Origin of the sequence: Caballeronia sp. LjRoot34, from assembly GCF_964253815.1 — a bacterium.
In the GTDB taxonomy this organism is placed as follows: Bacteria; Pseudomonadota; Gammaproteobacteria; order Burkholderiales; family Burkholderiaceae; genus Caballeronia.
The window spans coordinates 50,145-66,742 of the sequence record NZ_CAXUSB020000002.1 but is presented as its reverse complement, the minus strand read 5'-3'; the positions used below and the strand labels follow the sequence as shown (position 1 = coordinate 66,742).

Genomic DNA, 16,598 nt, shown 5'->3' with positions numbered 1-16,598 from the left:
ACTACGCTTTCACGCTGCCAGCGGCGTCACTTCGAACACGCAATGCGAATGGCCTTCGGCCGCGCATTGGGTCTCGACCGAAAACGACTTCGGACCTTTCTTCGTGCCTTCCGGCGCGGTGTCGTTGACCCAGTCCATCGCACCTGAGAACCAGCCTGCGAACATGTAGCAAAGCTTGCCTTCCTTGCCCGGCTGCGCCAGCACGAACGACGAGTTATGCAGATGCACGGTCGCCGTTGATGCAGCCGGATCACTTTTTACGATCGAGAACAAACCCCAGCCGCGTTGCGACAGGCGCTTCAGATAATGTTCAAACACCGCCATGCCGCTGATGCCGTGCTGCGTGGCTTCTTTATCGCACCAGTGATACGCCGACTTGTGGCCCGCTGTATAAAGGCTTTTCGCATACACGTCGCGGCCCAGCGCTTCTTCAACCGCCAGGTGATTGTTCGTGAAGAAATGGCGCGGCACATAGAGCATGGGCAGCGAGTCGGTCGTCCAGACACCGGTTTCCGGATCGACGTCAATAGGCAGTTGCGGTTGCATCGTGTGGGTTCCTTTGTATTGGGTGAGCCGGGTCAGACGTTCCAGACGCTGTCGAACACGCGTACCCAGTTTTCGCCCATGATCTTCTTGATGCGCGCCTCGCTCCAGCCGGCGCGTTCCATCGCGGCGGTCAGGTTCGGGAATTCCCCAATCGTTCGGATTCCTTCTGGATTCACGACCTTGCCGAAATTCGTCAACTGACGATAACGGCCCTTGTCGTGTGTGATCCAGTCGAAGAATTCCGTGCTGTAGCCTTGCGTGAAGTCCGTGCCAATGCCCACGTTGTCTTCGCCGATCAGGTCGACCACATACTCGATCGCTTCGAGGTAGTCTTCCACCGTCGCATCCGGGCCGCGCTTCAGGAACGGCGCGAACATCGTCACGCCGACGAAACCGCCCGCGTCGACAATTTCCTTAAGTTGTTCATCGGACTTGTTGCGCGGATGTTCTTTCAGGCCCGACGGGCAGCAATGCGAATAACACACCGGCTTCTTCGAAAAGGCGATAGCTTCAGAAGACGTCGTGCCGCCCACGTGCGACAGGTCGACCATGATGCCCACGCGGTTCATTTCCTGGATCACTTCGCGGCCGAAGCCCGAGAGACCGCCATCGCGTTCATAACAACCGGTGCCCACGAGGTTCTGCGTGTTGTAGCAAAGCTGCACGACATTCACGCCAAGCTGCTTGAACGTTTCGATGTAGCCCAGGTTGTCCTCGAACGCATGCGCGTTCTGGAAACCGAAAATGATGCCCGTCTTGTTCTCTTGCTTCGCGCGGCGAATGTCGTCCGTGGTGCGCACAAGCGTGAGGATGTCGCTGTGCTCGCGCATCATCTGACGCATTTCAGCAATGTTGTCGACGGTTTTCTGGAAGCTCTCCCAGACCGACACGGTGCAGTTCACCGCGGTCACGCCGCCTTTTCTCATGTCCTCGAATACCGACGGCTCGAACTTCGAAATATTCAGGCCGTCGATGATGATGCTGCTGTCGTGAAGTGTGCTCATCTCTTGCTCCGGAAAAGGAGGGCGTAATCAATAAATGGGAAAGCGTTCGCACAGCGCGAAGATTTCGCGGCGCACGCGGTGTTCGGTCTCAGCGTGACCGTCCGGGTGATCGCGCAAAGCGTCAAATACTTCCACGATCAAGCGGCCGATGTCACGGAACTCTGCCACGCCAAAACCACGCGTGGTGCCGGCCGGCGTGCCGAGGCGCACCCCTGAGGTGACCGTGGGCTTTTCCGGATCGAACGGAATGCCGTTCTTGTTGCAAGTGATCCCGGCGCGTTCCAGCGCGTGCTCGACCTGGTTGCCCTTCAGGCCCTTCGGACGCAGATCGACGAGCAGCAAGTGGTTATCCGTGCCGCCGGTCACGAGATCGACGCCGCCGGCCTTCAGCACTTCGCCCAGCGCCTTTGCGTTCGCCAGCACGTTATCGATGTAAGTCTTGAAACCGGGCTGCAGCGCCTCGCCGAAGGCGACGGCCTTCCCAGCTATTACGTGCATCAGCGGACCGCCCTGGAGGCCCGGGAACACGGCTGAATTGATCTTTTTGGCGATGTCTTCGTCATTGGTCAGTACAAAACCGCCGCGCGGGCCACGCAGCGTCTTGTGCGTGGTGGATGTCACCACATGCGCATGCTCGACCGGGTTTTGATGACGCCCTGCGGCGATCACGCCGGCAATGTGCGCCATATCGACCATCAGCCTGGAACCCGCCTTATCCGCAATGGCACGCAGCCGCGCAAAGTCCAGTTCGCGCGGATAAGCCGAGAAGCCGGCGATCAACAACGTCGGCTTGTGCTGCAAAGCGAGCTCTTCGATCTGCTCGTAATCGATCAGCATGGTCTCGCGGTTCACGCCGTACTGGATCGCGTTGAACCACTTGCCGGACATCGCCGGCTTCGCGCCGTGCGTCAGGTGACCGCCTGCATCGAGCGACATGCCGAGCACGGTGTCTCCGGGTTTGGTCAGCGCGAGCATCACGGCGCCGTTCGCTTGCGCGCCGGAATGCGGCTGGACGTTGGCGAACTGAGCGCTGAAGAGTTGCTTAACGCGATCGATCGCAAGGGTTTCGATTTCATCGACGAATTCGCAACCGCCGTAATAACGCTTGCCCGGATAACCTTCCGCGTATTTGTTCGTCAGCACCGAACCCTGCGCTTCAAGAACAGCGCGCGAGACAATGTTCTCCGACGCGATCAATTCGATCTGCGACTGCTGGCGTTCCAGCTCTTTCAGGATGGCGCTGCGCACGGGCGCGTCGCGAGTGGCAAGCGGTTCTTCGAAGAACGGGGCGGCGGGGCGAGTCGAGGAATTTGACATTGAAGCATCCGTGGGTTCGGGGACAAGTCGTTTTTTGGAAGGCGGTTTGCTTGGCGGGCCGGTATGCAAAAGGCACTTGAAACCACGCTGAGACCCGCTTTCCGATGCGTCTATTCTTGACTTTCACCCCCCACGCCAATTTATGAATTTAGACGTGTTCTTGGCCTTTTCCGACATGCGCGTCCGTTTTACACAAGTCGCCCTTCGGCCGTTCTGGACGTCAATTCGATGCTGCACTGCGGCGAACCGTTCGCGCTCTCAAGCGGTGCGAATCGTGGCCCTGATCCCCGTCGCGGTGCGTAGCAAATCACTTACGTCGTCGTAAGCTTCAACGCCGATAGGGTTTAGCCTGATGGCATGCTAGTTGCAAACATCTACAAAATGTCCATAGTCGTGTCCCCACGACATAGCCACACCCTAGATTCGAAGGATTCCCTCCTCCATGTCCCCCGACAGAACCGCGTCGCTCGCGCATTTCGCGTTCATGCCGCTGCCCAATTTCACGATGATCGCGTTCACCAACGCCATCGAAGTGCTGCGCATGGCGAACTATCTGACCGGGCAGAAGCTGTACACGTGGTCGATCGTGAGTCCGGACGGCGGTCCCGTGGCGGCAAGCAATGGCCTCTCTGTGGATACCGGACCGGTCGAGTGCGTCGGGCTACCTGACATTGTGTTCGTGGTCGGCGGCATTGACGTCCAGCGCGAGACCACGCCCGCGCATCTGTCGGCGCTGCGCCGTTTTGCGCGGCTGGGCAGCGTGCTCGGCAGTCTCTGCACCGGCACCTATGCTCTCGCGCGAGCCGGTCTGCTCGCCGGCTATGCATGCGCGATTCATTGGGAAAACATGTCGGCGCTGAAGGAGGAATTCCCGGAAACGCGCTTTCTCAAAGAGTTATTCGTGATCGACCGGGATCGCGTGACCTGCACGGGCGGCGTTGCGCCGCTCGACATGATGTTGAACCTGATCGCCACGCGCGTGGGGTCGGCGAAGGTCACGCAGATTGCGGAACAGTTCATTGTGGAGCACGTTCGCGATACCAGCGCGCAGCAACGCATGCCGTTGGTCGCGCGGCTGGGCTCGGCGAACAAGTCGCTGTTCGAAGTGATTTCGCTGATGGAGAACAACATAGAGGAGCCGTTGTCGCGGGAAGAACTCGCGCGGCTGGCAGGGATGTCGCAGCGGCAATTGCAGCGGCTGTTTCGCGAGCACCTTGGCATGACGCCGACGCACTATTACCTGACGCTGCGGTTGCGCCGTGCGCGTGAATTGCTGTTGCAGACCGATATGTCGATCATGCACATCACGATGGCTTGCGGCTTTCAGTCGGCGTGCCACTTCAGCAAGAGCTATCGAGATTCATTCGGCACAGCGCCTACGCGGGAACGGCGGCGCCAGTTGCCGCCGCTCGCTGTTGTTGCTCCGATGGTCATCGCCCAAAGCGCCGCTTAGGTTTTCGTTCGCACTCGGTCGGGGGGGCGTTGGGGGTCGAGGGGCTAGGTTCTGGGGTTAGTGGGCGGGGTCTATGCCGGGTTGGTGCTTTCAGTGTTAGTGGTCTGCGAGAGTCGGATTTTCTCTTTATCACTATTAGCCACTGTGCGTGGCGGCACGTCATTTCTTTGTCCAAAGCGACAAAGAAACGAAGCAAAGAAAACGCTTTCAAACACGCTACCCTAAGTGTCCACAGCGTGCAGTTTTCATTCATAGGTGCCCCAAAAGCACGGTGCTCGCCAGAGCGAAGGATGTGTGAAACCCTCCTTCTCCGAACACCGATACCCACACGCTTCGCCACCAGTGATTGAACCTGCCAAAGGGGCACCCCGCGCTATCCGCGGACGACCAACCACCAATTTTTATGCGTGACGGACCACGCCGCCGACCCGCCAAGAAATGGGGCCGCGAAGATGCGTAAGGCCGTAGCCTACGAAAATAACCGCACTAACCAAGCGGCTAACCCACGAAGAACCGTAGAAGCAAATACGCGTTAGGCCGTGCTGGTTCCTGGTCAATTCGTGCGTGCCCGAGAGCACGGGTGGCGAAGCGTGTTCATTGGCAAGCGCGGGTCTACGAGTACCCGTGAGGCCGCACTGGCTCCTTGGCAATGGTGCTTGCCCGAGAGCGTACGGGGCGAAGCGTGTTCGTGTCAGGATTCGCGAGAAGGAGGGTTTCAAACATCCTTCGCTCTGGCGAGCACCGTGCTTTTGGGGCACCTATGAATAAAAACTGCACGCTGTGGACACTTAGGGTAGCGTGGTTTAAAAGCGCTTTCTTTGCTTCGTTTCTTTGTCGCTTTGGACAAAGAAATGACGTGCCGCCACGCACAGTGGCTAATAGTGATAAAGAGAAAATCCGACTCTCGCAGACCACTAACGCCGAAAGCACCAACCCGGCATAGACCCCGACCACTAACCCCAGAACCGACCAACCCGGCACTGACCCCAACCACTAACCCCAACGCCCCAAAACCGCCAACCCCAACCCCGAGTGCGAACGACCCCCTTAGGCCGCTTTCAACATCCCGTGCGGATCAATCACGAACTTGCGCGGCGCACCACCATCAAATTGCCGATACCCATCCGGCGCCTGATCAAGCGTCACCACCGACACATTAACAATATCCGCAATCGGCAAGCGATCCCACAAAATAGCCTGCATCAGGTTCTGGTTGTACTTCATGACCGGCGTCTGCCCAGTGAAAAACGAATGCGACTTAGCCCAGCCCAACCCGAAGCGAATGCTCAGCGCACCCTTCCTCGCGGCTGCATCGGCGGCACCCGGATCGTCGGTGACATAGAGTCCCGGAATGCCGATCGCACCCGCTACCCGCGTGATCTCCATCAGCGAATTCAGCACCGCGGCAGGCGCTTCCTGATGGCTTCCACTGCTGCCGTGACCATGCGCCTCGAAGCCGACGCAATCGACCGCGCAATCCACTTCCGGTGTGCCGAGAATGGCCGCGATCTGCTCGCCAAGCGTTGCATCCTTCGATAAATCCACGGTCTCAAAGCCAACCTTGCGCGCATGCGCGAGACGCTCTTCGTTCATGTCGCCGACTATCGTACAAGCTGCGCCCAGCAAACGAGCGGATGCCGCCGCGGCCATTCCGACCGGACCCGCGCCCGCGATATACACCGTCGAACCCGGCTTGACACCCGCCATCACGGCACCGTGATAGCCCGTGGGCAGGATGTCGGACAGGCACGTGAGATCGCGGATCTTCGACATCGCCTGGTCGCGGTCGGGAAACTTCAGGAGATTGAAATCGGCGTACGGGACCAACACGTATTCAGCCTGACCGCCGATCCAGCCGCCCATGTCCACGTAACCATAGGCACCGCCCGCACGCGACGGATTGACGTTCAGGCACACGCCCGTATTCTGCGCCTTGCAGGTCGGACAGCGGCCGCACGCTACGTTGAACGGCACCGAAACCAGATCGCCAATCTTGAGCGTCTCCACGTCGCGCCCAACCTCGATCACCTCGCCAGTGATCTCGTGTCCGAGCACGAGGCCGACTTGGGCGGTCGTGCGGCCTCGCACCATATGCTGGTCCGACCCGCAAATATTCGTGGTGACCACCTTGAGAATCACGCCATGACCGATCTGCCGGCCGCTCGGATCGACCATCTTCGGATAGTCGATGGATTGCACTTCAACCTTGCCCTGCCCCAGATACACGACGCCGCGATTACTGCTCATTGCCTGTCTCCTTGTCTCGTGGACGATCTGCACGGCAAAACATAGCCATGCACCGCCTAACGAGCGTAGTCCTGTGCCGCACCACCGACGCACATCGAACACGACACGGGTTTGACAGAATCCGACATGGCGGTTTTATATTGATTGACCAATCAATATAAAATACATAGGATTCAATCCTGGTTTTCTTAACGCTTCTTTAGACAAAAACCATGCCCAAGCTAGGAATGCGCGAAATCCGCCGGGCGCAGTTGATCGACGCCACGCTGTTGACCATCGACCATGCTGGACTCGCCGGCACGACGCTGGCGTCGGTCGCGCAGCGCGCAAGCATTTCCACGGGTATCGTCAGTCATTATTTCGGCGACAAGGACAGCCTCCTCGAAGCCACCATGCGCCATGTGCTGCGCGACTTATGGAACGCAACATCGCGCAGGCGCCGGGGCGCAAAAGACGAACCGCGAGCCCGCTTGCGTGCGGTGGTGGCGGCGAACTTCGACGCCGCGCAAGTCAGCAATCCGGTGATGAAGACGTGGCTCGCGTTCTGGTCGGAGAGCATGCACAAACCGCAATTGCGGCGGCTGCAAAACGTCAACACCCGTCGTCTGTATTCCAATTTGTGCGCCGATTTTTCGAAGGCACTGCCGCGCGCCACCGCCCGTCGCGCGGCAAGCGGACTGGCGGCATTGATCGACGGCTTGTGGTTGCGCGGCGCGCTCTCAGGTGAACCGTTCGACACGAAAGCGGCCATGCGTCTGGCCAACGATTACATCGACCTCGTGCTCGACACACGCGGCCGAACCCTCACTTAAAGGACTACGCCATGCCAGTTTTCGAATTGCAGCGCCTGTACATCGGCGGCGTTTACGTCGATGCCACCAGCGGCGAAACCTTTGACACGCTCGACCCCGCCACGGGCGAAACGCTCGCGCGCGTTCAACAGGCAAGCGCAGCGGATATCGATCGGGCCGTGCGCTCGGCACGCGAAGGCCAGCGCGAATGGGCCGCCATGACCGCAATGCAACGCTCGCGCATCCTGCGTCGTGCGGTGGATATTCTGCGTGAACGCAACGACGAACTCGCCGAGCTCGAAACCCGCGATACGGGCAAGCCAATTGCCGAGACGAGAGCCGTGGACATTGTCACCGGCGCCGATGTAATCGAGTACTACGCCGGGCTCGCAACGGCCATAGAAGGTCAGCAAATCCCGCTGCGCGCGAGTTCGTTCGTCTATACGCGACGCGAACCGCTCGGCGTATGCGCGGGCATTGGCGCATGGAATTATCCGATCCAGATCGCCTGCTGGAAGTCCGCCCCCGCGCTCGCCGCCGGCAACGCGATGATCTTCAAGCCCAGCGAAATCACGCCGCTCAGCACGTTGAAACTCGCTGAAATCTATTCCGAAGCCGGCGTTCCCGCAGGCGTGTTCAACGTCGTGCAGGGCGACGGCCGCGTGGGCGCGTTGCTTGCCGCGCATCCGGACATCGCGAAGATCTCGTTTACGGGTGGTGTGGAGACGGGCAAGAAAGTCATGTCGATGGCCGGCGGTTCATCGCTGAAAGAAGTCACGATGGAACTGGGCGGCAAGTCCCCGCTCGTCATTTTCGACGACGCCAATCTCGAACGCGCCGCCGACATTGCGATGAGCGCCAACTTCTTCAGTTCCGGCCAGGTCTGCACGAACGGCACGCGCGTATTCGTGCAACGACCGGTGTACGAACGCTTCGAAGCGCTTCTACTGGAGCGCGTCAAGCGCATTCGAGTAGGCTCACCAACGGACGCCAACACCAACTTCGGCCCGCTCGTCAGCGCCGCGCAATTACATAAAGTCCTGGGGTTCATCGAAAGCGGCAAGCAAGAGGGTGCGCGATTAATCGCGGGTGGATCGCGGATCGTGCATGACGCGTTCGCTCAAGGGCAATACGTCGAGCCGACCATCTTCACCGATTGCCGCGACGACATGTGCATTGTGCGCGAAGAGATTTTTGGCCCGGTCATGAGCATCCTCACATTTGATGAGGAAAGCGAAGTGATTGAACGTGCCAACGCGACACAATACGGCCTCGCCGCGGGCGTGGTCACGGAGAATCTGGCGCGTGCGCATCGCGTGATTCATGCGCTGCAAGCCGGCATCTGCTGGATCAATACGTGGGGAGAATCGCCTGCTGAAATGCCCGTGGGCGGATACAAGCAGTCGGGCGTAGGCCGCGAAAACGGCATCACCACTCTCGAGCACTACACAAGCATCAAGTCCGTGCAGGTCGAACTCGGTCCCTACCAACCCGTATTCTAAGGAGCGATGCGATGAGCGCGAACGAGTTCGACTACATCGTCGTGGGCGCGGGTTCGGCGGGCAACGTGCTCGCCTCGCGTCTCACCGAAGACCCCGACGTGACCGTGCTGCTGCTTGAAGCAGGCGGTCCGGACTACCGCTTCGACTTCCGCACGCAAATGCCGGCCGCGCTGGCGTTTCCGTTGCAAGGAAGGCGCTATAACTGGGCCTACGAAACCGATCCCGAACCGTACATGAACAATCGGCGCATGGAATGCGGCCGTGGTAAAGGACTGGGCGGGTCGTCGCTGATCAACGGCATGTGCTACATCCGCGGCAATGCGCTCGACTACGACGGCTGGGCCGAGAGAAAAGGCCTTGAAAACTGGACCTATTCCGATTGCCTGCCGTATTTTCGCAAGGCCGAAACGCGCGATGCCGGACCGAACCCGTATCACGGCGGTGACGGCCCGGTGCACGTGACGACCTCGAAGCCCGGCAACAATCCGTTGTTCGCCGCGATGGTCGAAGCAGGTGTGCAGGCCGGTTATCCCCGCACCGATGACCTCAACGGATACAGCCAGGAAGGTTTCGGCCCGATGGACCGGACCGTGACGCCTAAGGGTCGCCGCTCAAGCACCGCGCGCGGATATCTCGACCGCGCGAAAGGCCGGCCGAATCTCACGATCGCGACGCACGCCGTCACGGATCGCGTCTTGTTCGCCGGGAAAAAAGCGATTGGCGTGGCGTATTTACATAGCGGCGAACGTGTCACCGCGCATGTACGTCGCGAGGTACTGGTGTGCAGCGGCGCGATTGCATCGCCGCAATTATTGCAGCGTTCGGGTGTCGGCCGATCGACGTGGCTGCGGGAACTTGACGTGCCTTTAGTGCATGACCTGCCCGGCGTCGGTGAGAATCTCCAGGATCATCTGGAGATGTACATGCAGTACGAATGCCTTGAACCCGTGTCGCTTTATCCTGCGCTGCAATGGTGGAACCAGCCGCAGATCGGGATTAAATGGATGTTGAATGGTACGGGCATTGGTGCGAGCAATCAGTTCGAAGCGGGCGGCTTTATACGTACGCGCGACGACGACCTGTGGCCCAACATTCAATATCACTTCCTGCCCGTCGCAATCAACTACAACGGCTCGAACCCGATCAAGATGCACGGCTTCCAGGCTCATGTGGGTTCCATGCGATCGCCAAGCCGCGGCCGCGTCAAGCTGAAGTCTCGCGATCCGAATGCGCACCCGAGCATCCTTTTCAACTACATGTCGGACCCGCTTGACTGGCGTGAATTCCGCGACGCGATCCGCATTACGCGCGAGATCATGCATCAGCCGGCACTCGCGAAATATCGTGGACGGGAGTTGCATCCGGGCGCTGATCTCACCACGGACGATCAACTCGACGCGTTCGTGAGGCAACGTGCGGAGACGGCTTACCATCCGTCGTGCTCGTGCAAGATGGGTTACGACGAGTTGGCTGTGGTCGATAACGAAGGCCGCGTGCACGGGCTCGAATCGCTGCGCGTGGTCGATGCGTCGATCATGCCGCTGATCGTGACCGGCAACCTGAATGCGCCAACGATCATGCTGGCCGAAAAGATCGCGGACAAGATCCGGGGGCATGAGCCGCTAGCGCGTGTTGATACGCCATATTTTGTCGCGCATGGTGCGAAGGCACGTAAGGGGGAGACCGTCGCGGCGGTGTAAATCGTTATTTTTTGGGCATCTCGGCTTGGCAGCCGCGATGCCCTTTTAGCTCAAGTCAACTACCGCTGTGGAAGCGGGATCAAATCTCAAGCCGCGCACGCGCAGCCATCGCTATGCGCGCAATCGTCTCGGTGCTCAAGCGCTCCGCCACCTTGTGAACATACTCGTGATGGCGCGACTCGAGCGGCGCGCCAAGATACTGTGCGTGCAGATAGCGGATCAACGCAATTCGCCGATGCCCAAGCGCCAGGCTGCGATCGAGCAGTGCGAGTGCCGCATCAGGATCATGCTGCTCGCACGCAAGCTGCGAAAGTCCGGCGGTTTGAACGCGCGTCGACGTCATGGCCGTTTCAGCGCGTGACCGTCGTATGCGCCGTTTGCGCCGTATGCAACCCAACCGACGCACGCCATGCGTCGAAATCCGCACGATGCCAGTCGATCTCAACGCCCACGCGCCGCGTGCCTTCGCGAATCTTCGGCTTATACAGCAGCAGCGTCAGCGCATCGAGCGCGGGCCACCGGGTGAACGACAGCGCCGCTATTTCCACCGCCAGGGTTTCGAGCAAGCGCGTATGCGGCTTGCTCTCCAGATAACCCGACACATCCGCACACCAGGCCTCGTAATCGATCAGCTCGTGCGCGTTCTCCTCGGCCGGTACGCCTCGATAATGCAGGCTCGCATCGATAGCAACGGGTTGCGGCGCCGGATACTCCTGAGCATGCAAACCAATGCGCGTAGGCACCACGAGCTCATCGACAACAATGCGCCAGCCGCGTCCGCCTGCGCTTAATGTTTCGAATGGTTCGTACGGTTTCACGACATCAGCGGCTCGGCCGCATCGAGCATCATCTTCACGAAGTAGTCCGCAAAGCTGCGGCGGATCACGAGGTCAAAGCTGTCGTCACCGGTCGGCAGCACCGTCACGGAGGCCTTGAAGTAATGGCTCTGCGCACACTGGCCGACACCGAACAAACGCGGATGCAGATCGAGCGGACAACCGCGTGCGAGTACATCACGCGTACGCGTGCCGCTGATGTCGAGCACGGTGTAACCGCTGCCGATATCAACGGCGGCTGCGAACAAGCCCTTGAACGCCTCGCGCAATCTGGCTTCCATCGGCGCAGCCTGCGTCGCGGAATGCGCGGCGGCCGAGCGTACGAGCCACTCGTCGGGACCGAGCCAGATCAGGTCGTAGCCATTGCCAGTCGCCGTCGTATTCGGCTTCTCGGGCGGCTTGCAACCAATCACGCTCTCAACTGCCGCAACAAACGCGGCATCACGCAGGTCACCCCGCACATTGACCAGTTCCAGGAACGGCCGCTCGACTAGACGAAATGCCTTCGATGCACTCGCCTGATGTTTTTTCAGCAGGCCATCCACGCCTACCAGCGGCGATTCCTGCCACACGCCCTGCCCGATTGCACGATCCACGATCGTCTGGTTGCTTCTGTTTTCATTCCACATGTTGACGTGCTCCTTCGCTGTCGTAGAACACCGAGCTGGTGATTTTTGCCGGCATCTGCTTACCGTTGGCGAGCGGGATCATTACTGATTCGCCGATCTTGTCGAGACCGCCCTTGATGACGGCCATCGCAATCGAGCGCTTTAAAATAGGGCTGAAATAGCTGGATGTGACGTGACCGAGCATGGGCGCAGTGTCGCCGGTGAACGGACCCGGCACGATCTGCGAGCCTTCCGGAATCACGAATGACGCATCCTCAGCAAGCAAGCCGACGAGTTGCTTGCGCCCGGCCTTCGCCGTATCCGAGCGCGTCAGCGAACGCTTGCCGAGAAAGTCCTTCGACTTCGCGACCAGTCCGCCCATGCCGAGGTCGTACGGGGTCATCGAGCCGTCGGTATCCTGTCCGACGATGATGTAACCCTTCTCGGCGCGCAGCACATGCATGGTTTCCGTGCCATATGGCGTGATGTCGAACTCGGCGCCGGCAGCCATGAGCGCTTCCCACACGGCGCGCCCAACGTTCGCCGGCACGTTGACTTCGTAAGCAAGTTCGCCGGAGAAGCTGATTCGCATCACGCGCGACGCAGCGCCCGCCACGGTCCCTTCGCGATAGCTCATGAACGGAAACGCGGCGTTCGCAAAGTCGATATCGCGGCAGACCTTCTGCAACACCTTCCGGCTGTTCGGGCCGACGACAGCGAACGTCGCCCAGTGATCCGTCACCGATGCCAGGCGCACCCGCATGTCGGGCCACTCGGTTTGCAGCCAGCGTTCGAGCCACGTCAGCACGCGTGCGGCGCCGCCCGTGGTGGTCGTCATCATGTAGTGCTGGTCGGACAGACGCACGGTCACGCCGTCGTCAAAGATCATGCCGTTTTCGTCGAGCATCAGGCCGTATCGGCACTTGCCCACTTCCAGCTTGCTCCACGGGTTCGTGTAGACCCAGTTGAGCAGCTTCGCGGCATCGGGACCTTGAATGTCGATCTTGCCAAGCGTCGATGCATCCAGAATACCAACGCTGGTGCGCGTCGCCAGCGACTCGCGCGCAACCGCCGCATGCATGTCTTCACCGTTCCTCGGGTAGTACCAGGGCCGCTTCCAGTTGCCGACGTCCTCGAACGCCGCGCCATTTTCCACGTGCCATTCGTGCACAGCGGTCTTGCGGACGGGATCGAGGAACTCGCCCAGCTCGCGGCCGGCGAAGGTGCCGAACGTAACCGGCGTGTAGTTCGGACGGAAGGTCGTGGTGCCAGTTTCGGGGATGGTCTTGTTCAGCGCCTGAGCCAGGATCGCCATGCCGTTGATGTTGCCGAGCTTGCCCTGGTCGGTGCCGAAGCCCATCGCCGTGTAACGCTTCACGTGCTCAACGGACTCGAACCCTTCACGCGCGGCGAGGAAGATATCGGCGGCGGATACGTCGTTTTGGTAATCGATAAATTGCTTAGGACCCCGTGTTGCCAGCTCACGGCCACCGACCAACCACAACGGCATGAGCGGCGCCTCGCTGACCTCGGCCACTTGCACGGGTGTCGGGCGGGCAACGATCAAACCTGCGGCACGCGCGGCGTCCACGCCGGCATCGACCGCGAAACGGATCGCACGGGCGAGCGTGAATTCACCGGCACACGCGCCTACGCTGCTCTCGGCCTGCATCGCTTTGCCGGGTACGAAGCAGAGTTTTTCGTCATGCCAGTGCGCCTTGCCGCCGGACTGCGCGAACAGGTGCAGGATCGGGCTCCAGCCGCCGGACACAGCGAGCAGGTCGCAAGACAAGTCGGCTTGCTTCACGCCGACCGTGCCGTTCGAATAGGCGTTGACCTCGACCGACGCCACGCGCAATTTGCCATGCGCCACCGTGACGGCCGATCCGTTCAGTATCTTCACGCCATAGCGTTTGGCCTGGCCCTGCAACGCGCCCTTGTCATCGGCGAGACGCGGGTCTACTACCGTCACCTGCGCGCCTGCCGCCTTCAGATCGAGCGCGCATTGATAGCCGCCGTCGTTGTTCGTGAAGACCACCGCATTGCGTCCCGGCAGCACGGCATAGCGATGCAAGTACGACGACACCGCCGACGCCAGCATCACGCCCGGAAGATCGTTGTTGCCAAATACAATCGGCCGTTCCTGCGCGCCCGTGGCGAGAATGACCCGCTTGGCGCGCACTTTCCACAGCAGTTCCCGCGTGCCTTTGCGCATCGATACCGGCAAATGCTCGGTCAAGCGCTGCGTGATCGTGACGAGGTTGTGATCCTGATAACCGAACGCCGTGCTGCGGCACAGGATCTTCACCTCCGGCATCTTGCGCAGTTCAGCTTCAATTTTTTGCGCCCACTTCAGGCCCGGCGCGCCATCGATTTCCGTGCGATACGACAGCAACGAACCGCCGAGTTCCGGTTGGTCATCGACGAGAATCACGCGTGCACCCGACAAACCCGCCGCATGCGCCGCCGCAAGTCCTGAAGGCCCCGCGCCGACCACGAGCACGTCGCAATGCGCGAAACATTTGTCGTAGCGATCTGCGTCCACGTGTTCGGGCGCTTTGCCGAGACCCGCTGCGTCGCGGATCACTTCTTCGTATTTCGGCCAGAACTTGCGCGGCCACATGAAGGTCTTGTAGTAGAAGCCAGCCGGAATAAACCGGGCGATCTTCTGGTTCACCGCCATGCGATCGTTCTCGATGCTCGGCTTGGCATTCACGCTCGTGGCGACCAGCCCCTGATACAACTCGATCTCGGTGGCACGCGCATTGGGCACCGTATAAGCGCCGGTTTCAAGCTGAACCACGGCATTCGGTTCTGCCACGTCGGCCGTCACAATGCCGCGCGGCCGGTGATATTTCCAGCTGCGCGCAACGAAATGCACGCCGTTCGCAAGCAGCGCGGAGGCGAGCGTATCGCCCTGATGGCCCTGGTATGTCTTGCCGTTGAAGGTAAACGTGAGCGCGATGGCGCGGTTGATGCGCCCGCCCGTGGCGAGTCGGTCTTTCTGGCTCATTTCGGTTGTCCTTCTTCTTTCGATTCCATCACGGCGAGCGGTCGGGCGAACGTGTCATAACCCTGAAATGCGTAGCTCACGGTGTCGCGTTGTGCCATGAACCAGCGCCGGCAACCTTGCGTGTGCATCCATTGCTCACGATGCACGCCACGCGGATTCTTGCGCATGAACAGGTAGTCGCCCCATTCTTTGTCGGTGAGTTTTTCGGTGTCGAGCGGGCGGGCGATATCGGCTTCGCCGCCGCACGAGAATTCGCTTTCAGCGCGTGGACCGCACCAGGGGCATTCAATCAGCAACATGTCTATTTCCTCAAGCCAGTTAGTGGGCGACAGCCGCAGCGCCGTGCTCGTCGATCAGGTGACCGGTGTAGAAACGGTCGATGGAGAACGGCGCGTTCAACGCGTGAGGCTCATCGTGCGCGATGGTATGGGCGTATGCCCAGCCCGAACCCGGCGTCGCCTTGAAGCCACCCGTACCCCAGCCGCAGTTGAAGTACAGCCCCTTCACATCGGTCTTGCTGATGATCGGGCACGCATCCGGCGACACGTCCACAATCCCGCCCCACTGCCGATTCATGCGTACACGCGAGAACACCGGGAACATCTCGACGATCGCCTCCAACGTCCCTTCGATAATGTGAAAACTGCCACGCTGACCAAAGCCCGTGTACTGGTCGACACCCGCCCCGATCACCAGATCGCCCTTATCGGACTGGCTGATATACGCGTGCACCGCGTTCGACATCACCACCGTGTTGACCACGGGCTTAATGGGTTCAGACACAAGTGCTTGCAACGGATGGCTTTCCAGGGGAAGGCGGATGCCGGCCATATCGGCGAGTGTGGAGGTGTTGCCTGCTGCGACGACCGCCACCTTCTTGGCTTTGATAAAACCCTTCGTGGTATCCACGCCGATCACCTGGCTGCCATTGCGGCGAATCCCCGTGACCTGGCAGTTCTGCACGATATCCACGCCTGCCTGATCCGCGCCGCGTGCAAACCCCCATGCAACCGCATCATGACGAGCCACGCCGCCGCGCCGCTGGATGGACGCACCGAGCACCGGATAGCGGCTATTCAGGTTGATGGTCGGCTCGATCTGCTTGATCTGTTCAGGCGTGAGGAATTCGGCATCGACGCCATTCAAGCGGTTCGCGTTCACGCGACGTTCAGTATCCCGAACGTCTTGCAGCGTATGCGCGAGGTTCATCACGCCGCGCTGGCTGAACATCACGTTGTAGTTCAGGTCTTGCGAAAGCCCTTCCCACAACTGCATCGCTTTTTCGTACAGCGCCGCCGATTCATCCCACAGATAGTTCGAACGCACGATGGTTGTGTTGCGCGCCGTATTACCGCCGCCGATCCAGCCCTTCTCGAGCACGGCGACGTTGCGCACGCCATGTTCCTTGGCAAGATAGTAGGCCGTCGCGAGACCATGCCCGCCGCCGCCGACGATCACCACGTCGTATTCCTGCTTGGGCTCCGGGCTTTTCCACTGGCGTTCCCAGTTCTCGTGATACGACATGCCGTTGCGCAACAGGCTGAATATCGAATAGCGGCTCATGGTGTTTCCTTAAACTTG

Annotated in this window: 14 protein-coding genes; 4 read left to right on the top strand and 10 right to left on the bottom strand. The window is 60.2% G+C overall.

Annotated elements, in window-relative coordinates:
- Positions 1-9 precede the first annotated feature (9 nt).
- The 3 genes from ACSQ36_RS19785 to ACSQ36_RS19775 are packed head-to-tail and all read right to left on the bottom strand — an operon-like array spanning position 10 to position 2,867.
- The gene (locus tag ACSQ36_RS19785; RefSeq protein ID WP_213769128.1) at positions 10-546 is read right to left on the bottom strand and encodes a DUF5943 domain-containing protein; all 537 of its coding nucleotides are present in this window, start codon (positions 544-546) and stop codon (positions 10-12) included.
- Between the two features lie 32 nt (positions 547-578).
- Entirely contained in the window at positions 579-1,550 is a 972-nt protein-coding gene (locus tag ACSQ36_RS19780) for a dipeptidase (protein ID WP_436183271.1), read from the bottom strand.
- A 27-nt stretch (positions 1,551-1,577) separates the two neighbouring features.
- Positions 1,578-2,867: a serine hydroxymethyltransferase gene (locus ACSQ36_RS19775; protein WP_436183270.1), complete on the bottom strand. Its 1,290-nt coding sequence runs from the start codon at positions 2,865-2,867 to the stop codon at positions 1,578-1,580.
- A gap of 442 nt (positions 2,868-3,309) precedes the next feature.
- Here ACSQ36_RS19775 and ACSQ36_RS19770 point away from each other — a divergent pair, with 442 nt between their 5' ends.
- Complete coding sequence (locus ACSQ36_RS19770) at positions 3,310-4,320, top strand: GlxA family transcriptional regulator (RefSeq protein WP_213769131.1); 1,011 nt, start codon at positions 3,310-3,312, stop codon at positions 4,318-4,320.
- A 1,047-nt stretch (positions 4,321-5,367) separates the two neighbouring features.
- Here the strand turns inward: ACSQ36_RS19770 and fdhA are convergent.
- Positions 5,368-6,567 carry a formaldehyde dehydrogenase, glutathione-independent gene (gene fdhA, locus ACSQ36_RS19765; RefSeq protein WP_436183269.1) on the bottom strand — a complete coding sequence of 400 codons (1,200 nt, stop codon included), beginning with the start codon at positions 6,565-6,567 and terminating at the stop codon, positions 5,368-5,370.
- Positions 6,568-6,779: 212 nt separating this feature from the next.
- Here fdhA and betI point away from each other — a divergent pair, with 212 nt between their 5' ends.
- The 3 genes from betI to betA are packed head-to-tail and all read left to right on the top strand — an operon-like array spanning position 6,780 to position 10,560.
- Positions 6,780-7,379 (top strand): transcriptional regulator BetI, encoded by a 600-nt coding sequence (gene betI / locus ACSQ36_RS19760; protein ID WP_436183268.1) that lies wholly within the window; start codon positions 6,780-6,782, stop codon positions 7,377-7,379.
- An 11-nt stretch (positions 7,380-7,390) separates the two neighbouring features.
- Complete coding sequence (gene betB / locus ACSQ36_RS19755) at positions 7,391-8,860, top strand: betaine-aldehyde dehydrogenase (protein WP_436183267.1); 1,470 nt, start codon at positions 7,391-7,393, stop codon at positions 8,858-8,860.
- An 11-nt stretch (positions 8,861-8,871) separates the two neighbouring features.
- Entirely contained in the window at positions 8,872-10,560 is a 1,689-nt protein-coding gene (gene betA, locus ACSQ36_RS19750; RefSeq protein ID WP_436183266.1) for a choline dehydrogenase, read from the top strand.
- 79 nt (positions 10,561-10,639) lie between these two features.
- Here the strand turns inward: betA and ACSQ36_RS19745 are convergent, their stop codons facing one another.
- The 6 genes from ACSQ36_RS19745 to ACSQ36_RS19720 are packed head-to-tail and all read right to left on the bottom strand — an operon-like array spanning position 10,640 to position 16,580.
- A complete protein-coding gene (locus tag ACSQ36_RS19745; RefSeq protein WP_436183265.1) occupies positions 10,640-10,903 on the bottom strand; it encodes a hypothetical protein in 264 nt (87 codons plus the stop codon).
- Between the two features lie 7 nt (positions 10,904-10,910).
- Complete coding sequence (locus tag ACSQ36_RS19740) at positions 10,911-11,378, bottom strand: dihydroneopterin aldolase (RefSeq protein ID WP_436183264.1); 468 nt, start codon at positions 11,376-11,378, stop codon at positions 10,911-10,913.
- Complete coding sequence (locus ACSQ36_RS19735; RefSeq protein WP_213764367.1) at positions 11,375-12,025, bottom strand: sarcosine oxidase subunit gamma; 651 nt, start codon at positions 12,023-12,025, stop codon at positions 11,375-11,377. Before ACSQ36_RS19735 ends, ACSQ36_RS19740 begins: the two co-directional genes overlap by 4 nt.
- On the bottom strand, positions 12,015-15,017 hold the full coding sequence (locus ACSQ36_RS19730) for a sarcosine oxidase subunit alpha family protein (protein WP_436183263.1): 3,003 nt from the start codon (positions 15,015-15,017) through the stop codon (positions 12,015-12,017). The genes ACSQ36_RS19735 and ACSQ36_RS19730 overlap by 11 nt, the downstream gene beginning before the upstream one ends.
- A complete protein-coding gene (locus ACSQ36_RS19725; RefSeq protein WP_436183262.1) occupies positions 15,014-15,316 on the bottom strand; it encodes a sarcosine oxidase subunit delta in 303 nt (100 codons plus the stop codon). Before ACSQ36_RS19725 ends, ACSQ36_RS19730 begins: the two co-directional genes overlap by 4 nt.
- Before the next feature lie 19 nt (positions 15,317-15,335).
- Positions 15,336-16,580, bottom strand: a complete 1,245-nt coding sequence (locus tag ACSQ36_RS19720) for a sarcosine oxidase subunit beta family protein (protein WP_414954231.1) — start codon at positions 16,578-16,580, stop codon at positions 15,336-15,338.
- Between the last annotated feature and the right edge of the window lie 18 nt (positions 16,581-16,598).